Here is an 8,827-nt window from a genome sequence, read left to right as displayed (position 1 = left end):
TGTTGCAAAGGTACACAGCTTACTTCATTGAGAAAGTCTAATTCTTCTTGCTTTTTCCAATCGGTTAGCATTGAAGAAGTTTCAGTATATCCTACTCTTTCTTGTCTTTCATACCATGCTTGTGTTCTGAGATGGAGAGCTTTGTTGTAAACCAATCTTACACAGCCCAAGGTGCGCCGCAATAGCGACTCTTGTTCTGGTGTGGGGTAAAATCGAAACGAATAGGCTTTTTCCATGTCTCACATTTTAGCATATATTCCGTAAATGTGCTAATATTTAACGGTAAAGCCGTCGTAGAACGACGGGGTTTCAGACCCAAATTTTCGATGAAGGTTAAATGCGAAACGGTGATTATGTCACACTTATATACCTCAAGTTTCTAATAAATTCCCTAAAAGGGATGGCAATATCTTTCATTTTAGAGTAGAAATCCTTGATTGTCAGTAGCGGTTATTGCTATACAACAATCAGAAATTTTTGTCTGTTACAATTTATACAAAATGCCGTGGGATTACCCCGACTGAAAACTCAAATCCGATTAGTGATCACTGATCACTGATTGCTGATAAGATTGTTACGAAAATATAAACACGAAATTCTATAGTTAGCCATGACCCAAAACGGAAGCTCGAAGTCGATCGTTGTCTCTCCCTCGATCCTATCGGCGGATTTTAGTAAATTAGGAGCCGATATCGAGGCTGTGGATAAGGCAGGAGCCGATTGGATTCACGTTGATGTGATGGATGGTCGTTTTGTCCCGAATATCACCATTGGACCCCTGATTGTCTCCGCTATTCGTCCCTATACGAAAAAACCTTTAGATGTGCATTTAATGATCGTGGAACCGGAAAAATATGTGGCTGACTTTGCGAAAGCGGGTGCTGACATTATTTCTGTTCACGCTGAACATAATGCTTCTCCCCACCTCCATCGTACTCTTTGCCAAATCCGCGAACTCGGCAAACAAGCGGGTGTGGTATTAAATCCCTCCACTCCCCTAGATTTAATCGAATATGTGCTGCATTTGTGCGATTTAGTCTTAATTATGAGCGTTAACCCCGGTTTTGGTGGCCAGAGTTTTATCCCGGAAGTTGTCCCCAAAATCCGTCAATTACGCCAAATGTGCGATGAAAGAGGCTTGGATCCCTGGATTGAAGTGGATGGCGGCTTAAAACCGGCTAATACTTGGCAAGTTCTCGAAGCGGGTGCTAATGCGATTGTAGCAGGTTCGGCGGTATTTAATGCCCCCGATTACGCGACGGCGATCGAAGGTATCCGTAACAGCAAACGTCCCCAACCTCAATTAGTCACCGTTTAATTGCCGCGGGGGTGGGTTAGCTGTTGACTAATTAGAGCTTGCTGAATAAATCTAAAAACCTTGTTGGGTAAGACTTTTAGACTTTTTGTCAATCAAGAAGTACCGAATATGGGGGTGATCGGGGGGAAAATTCCGGGACTTTTTCCCTGAAAATTAGGTAATTGACCACCTGAAAATCGGTAAAACCCTACACCCTACACCCCACACCCCATACCCTACCCCCACGAAAAACTTTTTGCCGCAAACCCTGATTATCTTGCTATTCGCACTAACCCACTCTGCTGATTTGTTCTAAAACCTGCCGCCATAAACCAGAATTAGAGACGGCTAAAACTTCGCTAGAATCAGCTTGTAGGGGATTACCTGACCAATCGCTAATTATTCCGCCCGCACCTTCAATAATCGGGATTAAAGCACAAAAATCGTAGTATTTCAGGTCTGATTCTAGGATTACCATCGGCATGGCAGTGCAGCCAGTGGCTAACATCATATAGTTATAACAATCACCCCCAAAAGCGGTACGTTTACAGACGGTTTGCAGCTGACGAGCGATCGCTTGTTGTCGTTCTGTGATAAACATTAAGGGAGTGGTGGAGGCTAAACAGGCATTTTTTAAGACAAGTTCCCGATCTTGACGGTAGGGATTAACAATCATCCGGTTATTATAAAGACTCGCTTTTCCCTTCACTCCTAACCAGCGATCGCCTAAAATCGGTTGATCGACAATTCCTAAAATCGGTTGATTTTCTGCCACTAGGCCGATTAAAGTCCCAAAAATCGGTAATCCCTTGACAAAAGAGGATGTTCCATCGATCGGATCCAACACCCAATAACGACCACTTTGGGCGGGAATATTGGCTCCTTCTTCCCGAATAACCCCATCTTCGGGTAATTCTCGCCGAATAATCGCCACCATCGCCTCCTCAGCTTCTTGATCGGCGATTGTTACTATTGAGGAAACTTGATCGAGTTTTGTCTCGGTTTCTAGATGGGGCTGCCGAAAATAGCGCCGGATAATCTCTCCAGAAGCGTCCGCTAATTGATGAGCTAGTTGGATAGTGCGATCAATATTCATCAATAAAAGTTATCCATACAGGCAAACAATAATGTTTATTTATGGTAAAGGAGAGATGGGGAGGTGGGGGATTTAGCTGGAAATTTCCCTATCACCCTAAATCCCTATTGCCTCTTGCATAGTGCGATCAATATTCATCAATAAAAGTTATCCATACAGGCAAACAATAATGTTTATTTATGGTAAAGGGGAAGTGGGGAGGTGGGGGATTTAGCTGAAATTTCCCTATCACCCTAAATCCCTATTGCCGCGTCGAACCTAGAACTATCAATGGGTAACAGTTTGATTTTGACTCCATAATTAAATTAGTCAACGATCGACCCAATCTCAAGACGAGAAAAAATTAATCTATTAGGAGTTTAGCTGATGACGGCTTTTACGGAAAATGACCTAAAAAGGTTAGAAGATTTGATTATCAGTGGACAAAAAGCGATCGAAACTCGTTTAACCTCTTTGGAGAGTGGACAAAAAGCGATCGAGAATAGTGTCGGAGAGATCAAAAGAGAAATTCAGGTCTTGGAGATAGGACAGACGGAAATTAAGGGAGAAATCAGGACTTTAGACGCAAAAATCACGGGTTTAAATGAAAGAGTGAAACTGATCGAGGTATCCGTGGGAAAAATTCCCGATTTAGCTGAAAAAATTGGCGAGGTAAAAAACTGGAAACAGATCGGTATATCGATTGTGACTGCTTTTGTGGGTGGGGCAATTGGTTGGTTAATTCGGGGAAAATAAAACTAGGGAATGTAACATAGTATTAAGCATTTGTATATTTTTATCAATTTTTATGGAACAGACAGCTTTAAATCTGATCGCGATTACCGTTTTTTCGATCACTCTTTCCGTGTTTGTCAGTCCTTTGCTGTCTATTTCGCCTTTTGTTCCCGCTTTGGCTACTCTTAGCCTCTTGGGATTAGTTACCGTTGATACTCTCACCTTTAATAACCGGGGCGTGACTTTGCTACTGGATGCTCTTTCTCCTAGTAAACACCGTCAAAGAGTTATTCACCACGAAGCCGGACATTTTCTCACCGCTTATATTTTAGGCATTCCGATCGCTGGTTATAGTTTGACCGCTTGGGAAGCCTTTCGTCAAGGCCAGGAGGGAGTCGGCGGTGTTCAATTTGACCTAGCAGATTTAGAGCAAAAAGTCAAGAATTTTAGCGATTTTCCTGCTTTTTTAGAGCGAATTTCTACGGTGTGGATGGCGGGAATTGCTGCCGAAACCTTAGTTTATGGTAAAGCGGAAGGGGGAGAAAGCGATCGATTTTATCTGCAATCGGCCTTAAAATTAGCGGGGGTTTCCGAGAATAATTATGCCCAAAAAGAGCGCTGGAGTTTATTACAGGCAAAAACTCTTTTAGAAAAACAACAGACTGCCTATCAAGCTTTAGTGATAGCTATGGAAAAAAGGGCCAGTGTGGAAGAATGCTGTCGGGTGATTAGTGAAAGTTTAGTATAACGGGAAAAGTAATCAGGGATGAATTTGATGATTTCCCCGTTAAATTTTTATGAATAATCAGATCAATCAATCCGATCAGCGATTAGCTTTAATTGTGCGCGGAGCAGTACAAGGGGTCGGTTTTCGTCCTTTTGTTTATCGATTAGCAACGGAATTAAACTTAGCCGGTTGGGTGAATAACACAGCAGCGGGAGTTTTTATTGAAGTCGAGGGCAATCGAGACAAACTAGAAACTTTTTTGACTCGATTATCTTTAGAAAAACCACCTCGATCGCTAATTGAAAATATTGAGACTCAATGGTTAAATCCCGTCGGTTATCAAAACTTTAGCATACGTCCTAGCATCGGCGGTGAAAAAAATACAATTGTTCTGCCCGATTTAGCCACTTGTCCCGATTGTTTAGCCGATATTTTTGACCCGAATAATCGTCGTTATCGCTATCCTTTTACTAACTGCACTAACTGCGGTCCTCGCTACAGTATTATCGAGAGTTTGCCCTATGATCGCAGTGCCACAACTATGAGGGGTTTTAATCAGTGTCCCGAATGTCAAAGGGAATACGAAAACCCTCTGGATCGCCGTTTTCATGCCCAACCGAATGCCTGTCCTCGCTGCGGACCCCAAATTAGTCTTTTAGATAGTCAAGGCTCTGTATTAGCGGAAAAAGATCAAGCTTTAATCGCTACTGCTAGAGCAATTAAACAGGGAAAAATTATAGCGGTCAAAGGATTAGGAGGATTTCACCTAGTTGTCGATGCGAGAAATACGGAAGCAGTGCAAAAATTGCGACAACGTAAACAGCGACCGGATAAGCCTTTTGCCGTGATGTATCCTAATCTTGAGTTAGTGAAAAAGCATGGTTATGTATCTTCTTTAGAATCGCAATTATTGCAGTCTCCTGCAGCGGCAATTGTCCTGATTAAACAAAGAAAAAATTATCTTTCTCCTTCGGTTTCTCCGGGTAATCCCTATCTAGGAGTCATGTTACCCTATACTCCCCTACATCATCTTTTATTAGCAGAATTAGGCTTTCCTATTGTAGCAACCAGTGGTAATCTAGCCGATGAACCTATCTGTATTGAGGAAAAAGAAGCTTTAGAAAAATTGGGAACAATCGCCGATTTTTTTCTAGTTCATAATCGTCCCATTGTTCGACCAGTGGATGACTCTATTATCAGGGAAATGGCGGGAAAAGCGATGATTTTGCGGCGGGCGCGGGGATATGCTCCCTTTCCCGTTAAAGTTAATGATGGAGATTTTCCTCCGATTCTGGCCGTGGGAAGTTATTTTAAAAATACCGTGGCTATCTATCAAAAAAATCAAGTTTTTATCAGTCAACATATCGGCGATTTAGATACGGTTAATGCTGTCAATCATTTTGAAAATATTCTCGATAGTTTAAAAAAATTATACGAGTTTGTACCAGAAATTATTGCCTGTGATGCCCATCCTGAATATCTAGCGACCAAGTACGCTTATAGTTTAAATTTACCCGTTATTCCCATTCAACACCATTACGCTCACGTTTTATCCTGCATGGCAGAACATCAGCTACAACCTCCGGTTTTAGGGGTTGCTTGGGATGGAACAGGATACGGTTTAGACGGCACAATTTGGGGGGGAGAATTTATCTATATCACTGCCGATTCTTGGCAGCGAGTCGCCCATTTTAAACCCTGGCCATTACCAGGAGGAGAAAAAGCAGTTAAAGAACCCAGACGAGTGGCTTTAGGATTACTAGAAGTTATGGAAAATACGGCTAGGATAAAATCAGCTTTTAGTGAACAGGAATGGTCGATTTTTAGGCAAATGTTAACAAAAAAAATTAATTGTCCTTTAACTTCTAGTGTCGGGCGTTTGTTTGATGGTGTGGCGGCGATTCTAGGTTTATGTTATCAATTAAGTTTTGAGGGACAAGCAGCAATGCAATTAGAATTTGCCCTTGAGAGCATTAAAACGGAGGAATATTACAATTTTTCTTTGTCCGCCGACTCACCCATAGTTATTGATTGGAATCAGATAATTTTAGGAGTTGTTGAGGATTTAGAAAAACAAGGACAAATCGGCATAATTGCTGCTAAATTTCATAATAGTTTAAGTGAGATTATTGTAGAAATTGCTCATAAAATAGGTAGAGAAAAAATTCTCCTGACGGGAGGCTGTTTTCAAAATCGTTATCTGACGGAAAGAACAATTAATCGCTTACAAGCTTCGGGATTTCAACCCTACTGGCAGCAAACTGTTCCCACTAATGATGGTGGTATTAGCCTTGGTCAAATTATCGGGGCTTTTTCTAGACTCAAACAGTTCTAGAATAGCCGACAATCTACATTTTTATTGGGTTATGTCAGCAGCGTTAAAGATAAACCACAGAGACAGAAAGAACAGAGAGAGCCGATTTTTTTCTAGACTGTTGGGATTGTCGAAAATTGAAATCTTAGCTTAAACGATGCCACTCAACGATTTTATTGCCTACTTTCAAAATGATTGCTTGACCTAAACTCAGTTCTTGTGCCACATTAACTAGATGGGCGAAATTTTGACGGGTGATTGCTAGTCCCTCCAAACAAGCTAGAAAATCGAGACAGAGAACCGTAGAGAATTCCCAGGTTTGTCGGTAAACACGGCAATTATCCGGTAAAAAAGCCACAAGAGCGCGAAAATGAGTCAAAGCGGCTTTCTCAAAATTGGCGCTAGTGCAGTCAAAAGACGAGTGCTGATAGCTCATAAAAACTTTGCCTGATAGGGAGAGAGCAGGGTTTTCCTCAGACTAGCACCTCGCTTCTGGGGATCACGTTCCCTTTAGAATTTCTCAATAGACTGGCAAATCCCCCCAGAGGAGTATCGTTACTCGCGAGCAAATTGCTAGAAGCTAGGTTTATTCCCAGAGATAGTGTACTTTAGATATTGATGTCCTTCCGGCTGGCAAGATAACCTATAAATTTCCCCACTCGTCCCTAGCGATAAAAGGCTGTATTTAGTCAAAAATCAAGTGTTGACTTTGATGCCAAACTTGCCTAGTAAAAAATGATCACAGCCTCAAGTTGCCGCTTAACTAATTGACTACTTAACTGATAACTGGTAACTAAGATTATGAATAATGCAATTGTCAAACCGAGAGATGTACAAGTAGCACCAATCGCCGTCGATACTTTTGTCTTTCGTTCCCGCACTTGGGACCGGTTAAAATTCGAGATTGAATACGGATTACAAAAGGGAACCACTGCCAATAGTTATTTGATTAAAAGTGAAAAAGTCGCTCTTTTTGATCCACCGGGGGAATCATTCTCGGCTATATTTTTAGAGGCTTTAACTAAAAGAATCGATCCGAAAACCATTGATTATATTATTCTCGGTCACGTTAACCCCAATCGTGCCGTTACCCTCAAGGCACTTTTAGAAATCGCTCCTCAAGTCACTTTTGTTTGTTCTAATCCGGGGGCAATTTCCCTGAAAAAAATTCTCGAAACCGAAGCATTAAATCTCTTCGTTGTCAAGGGGGAAGAAATATTAAATTTAGGAGCAAACCATCAATTAGAATTTATCCCCACTCCTAACCCCAGATTTCCCGATCAACTCTGTACCTACGACAGCAAAACTGATATTCTCTACACCGATAAATTATTCGGGGCGCACGTTTGTGGCGACCAAATTTTTGATGAGGGTTGGAGCGTTTATAACGAAGATCGGCGTTATTATTTCGATTGTCTGATGGCTCCCTATGCCAGCCAAATTAGCAACGCTTTGGAGAAATTAGCCCCTAAATCGCCCTTATTTTATGCCGTTGGTCACGGTCCTCTGGTACGTTACGGGATGCACGAATTGACCCTTTCCTATCAACAATGGTTAGCAGTACAAAAGTCCCAAGAGTTGACAATCGCCCTGATTTATGCTAGTGCCTACGGCAACACCGCCACCCTCGCTCAAGCGATCGCCATGGGGATCACGAAAGCGGGAGTAGCAGTCACGGCGATTAATGCCGAGTCCGCCGAACCAGACGAGATCAAAACGGCGATCGAAAAAAGTGTCGGTTTGATCTTTGGTTCCCCCACTTTGGGAGGACACGCACCGACTCCTATCCAAACCGCCTTGGGGATTACCCTAGCAAATGGCGATAAAAGCAAGCTGGTGGGGGTTTTTGGTTCCTACGGTTGGAGTGGAGAAGCGATCGATCTTTTGGAAGGTAAATTCCGGGATGGCGGTTATCGCTTCGGTTTTGAGCCAATTCGGGTTAAATTTAAACCCACGGAGGCAATTTTAAAGACCTGTGAGGAAGCGGGAACCGATTTCGCTCAAGCAGTCAAAAAAGCTCGCAAAAGCAGACAACCGAAAACTAATGTTAACCAATCCCAAAGCGATCGGCGATCGCAAGCTCTCGGACGTTTGGTGGGTTCTCTCTGTATCGTCACCTGCGAATTGGGGGAATTGCGCGGCGCCATGTTAGCCTCTTGGGTGTCGCAAGCGACGTTTACACCCCCCGGATTGACTATTGCCGTGGCGAAAGAACGAGCGATCGAGTCTCTGCTTTATAGCGGTACGCCTTTTGTCCTTAATATCCTCCAAGAAGGTCAACATTTGGCTTTAATGAAGCATTTTCTTAAACCTTTTGCCCCCGGAGAGGATCGTTTTGCTAATATCGAAACCACTAAAGCTGAGAACGGTGGGCCGATTTTGGCCGAAGCGCTCGCTTATCTGGAATGTCGGGTAGAACAACGAATGGAGTGCGGTGATCATTGGCTGCTTTATGCGATCGCAGAAAAAGGCAAGGTTTTACACCCGGGTTTAACCGCCATCCATCATCGCAAATCTGGCAGTTACTATTAATTTGTCGTTTTGACATCCTCACCGCCGTAAACGGACGGTGATTCCCAAACCTCACGATTTAGGTTTCTGCTTCTTTCCCTTGCGGGGTTTCGCACCTGCCTTAACAGATTTACTCTGTTCTGGTCTTATGGTCGCTCTACAGACTGA

At 42.8% G+C, this 8,827-nt stretch carries 8 protein-coding genes; 5 read left to right on the top strand and 3 right to left on the bottom strand.

The genetic code is table 11. From position 1 onward, the window contains the following. Window positions 1–236, bottom strand: a 236-nt coding sequence (locus IM479_RS13075) for a helix-turn-helix domain-containing protein (protein ID WP_287687072.1), incomplete at its 3' end; no start/stop codon positions are given. 374 nt (window positions 237–610) lie between these two features. On the opposite strand from IM479_RS13075, the gene rpe reads away from it, so the two are divergent. Further along, entirely contained in the window at window positions 611–1,318 is a 708-nt protein-coding gene (gene rpe / locus IM479_RS13070; protein WP_287076083.1) for a ribulose-phosphate 3-epimerase, read from the top strand. A 268-nt stretch (window positions 1,319–1,586) separates the two neighbouring features. Here rpe and hisN read toward each other — a convergent pair whose 3' ends face one another. After that, the gene (gene hisN, locus IM479_RS13065) at window positions 1,587–2,393 is read right to left on the bottom strand and encodes a histidinol-phosphatase (protein ID WP_286827037.1); all 807 of its coding nucleotides are present in this window, start codon (window positions 2,391–2,393) and stop codon (window positions 1,587–1,589) included. 366 nt (window positions 2,394–2,759) lie between these two features. On the opposite strand from hisN, the gene IM479_RS13060 reads away from it, so the two are divergent. The 3 genes from IM479_RS13060 to hypF are packed head-to-tail and all read left to right on the top strand — an operon-like array spanning window position 2,760 to window position 6,169. Further along, entirely contained in the window at window positions 2,760–3,128 is a 369-nt protein-coding gene (locus tag IM479_RS13060; RefSeq protein ID WP_287699449.1) for a hypothetical protein, read from the top strand. A 52-nt stretch (window positions 3,129–3,180) separates the two neighbouring features. Next, window positions 3,181–3,855 carry an ATP-dependent Zn protease gene (locus IM479_RS13055; protein ID WP_287687069.1) on the top strand — a complete coding sequence of 225 codons (675 nt, stop codon included), beginning with the start codon at window positions 3,181–3,183 and terminating at the stop codon, window positions 3,853–3,855. Window positions 3,856–3,904: 49 nt separating this feature from the next. Then, window positions 3,905–6,169, top strand: a complete 2,265-nt coding sequence (hypF, locus tag IM479_RS13050; RefSeq protein ID WP_287687068.1) for a carbamoyltransferase HypF — start codon at window positions 3,905–3,907, stop codon at window positions 6,167–6,169. A gap of 124 nt (window positions 6,170–6,293) precedes the next feature. Here the strand turns inward: hypF and IM479_RS13045 are convergent, their stop codons facing one another. Then, a complete protein-coding gene (locus IM479_RS13045) occupies window positions 6,294–6,584 on the bottom strand; it encodes a hypothetical protein (RefSeq protein ID WP_287687067.1) in 291 nt (96 codons plus the stop codon). A gap of 365 nt (window positions 6,585–6,949) precedes the next feature. On the opposite strand from IM479_RS13045, the gene IM479_RS13040 reads away from it, so the two are divergent. Then, window positions 6,950–8,680 carry a diflavin flavoprotein gene (locus IM479_RS13040; protein WP_287687066.1) on the top strand — a complete coding sequence of 577 codons (1,731 nt, stop codon included), beginning with the start codon at window positions 6,950–6,952 and terminating at the stop codon, window positions 8,678–8,680. Window positions 8,681–8,827 lie beyond the last annotated feature (147 nt).

Origin of the sequence: Microcystis sp. M165S2 (assembly GCF_020245885.1) — a bacterium.
In the GTDB taxonomy this organism is placed as follows: domain Bacteria; phylum Cyanobacteriota; class Cyanobacteriia; order Cyanobacteriales; family Microcystaceae; genus Microcystis.
Note: the sequence above shows the minus strand (reverse complement) of the source record. Positions and strands in the feature narration are given on the sequence as shown.

Bases quoted from the DNA above. Each gene is read 5' to 3' on its own strand.
- IM479_RS13045 (WP_287687067.1), bottom strand. From the start codon at position 6,584: ATGAGCTATCAGCACTCGTCTTTTGACTGCACTAGCGCCAATTTTGAG.
- hisN (WP_286827037.1), bottom strand. From the start codon at position 2,393: ATGAATATTGATCGCACTATCCAACTAGCTCATCAATTAGCGGACGCT.
- IM479_RS13055 (WP_287687069.1), top strand. From the start codon at position 3,181: ATGGAACAGACAGCTTTAAATCTGATCGCGATTACCGTTTTTTCGATC.
- rpe (WP_287076083.1), top strand. From the start codon at position 611: ATGACCCAAAACGGAAGCTCGAAGTCGATCGTTGTCTCTCCCTCGATC.
- IM479_RS13040 (WP_287687066.1), top strand. From the start codon at position 6,950: ATGAATAATGCAATTGTCAAACCGAGAGATGTACAAGTAGCACCAATC.
- hypF (WP_287687068.1), top strand. From the start codon at position 3,905: ATGAATAATCAGATCAATCAATCCGATCAGCGATTAGCTTTAATTGTG.
- IM479_RS13060 (WP_287699449.1), top strand. From the start codon at position 2,760: ATGACGGCTTTTACGGAAAATGACCTAAAAAGGTTAGAAGATTTGATT.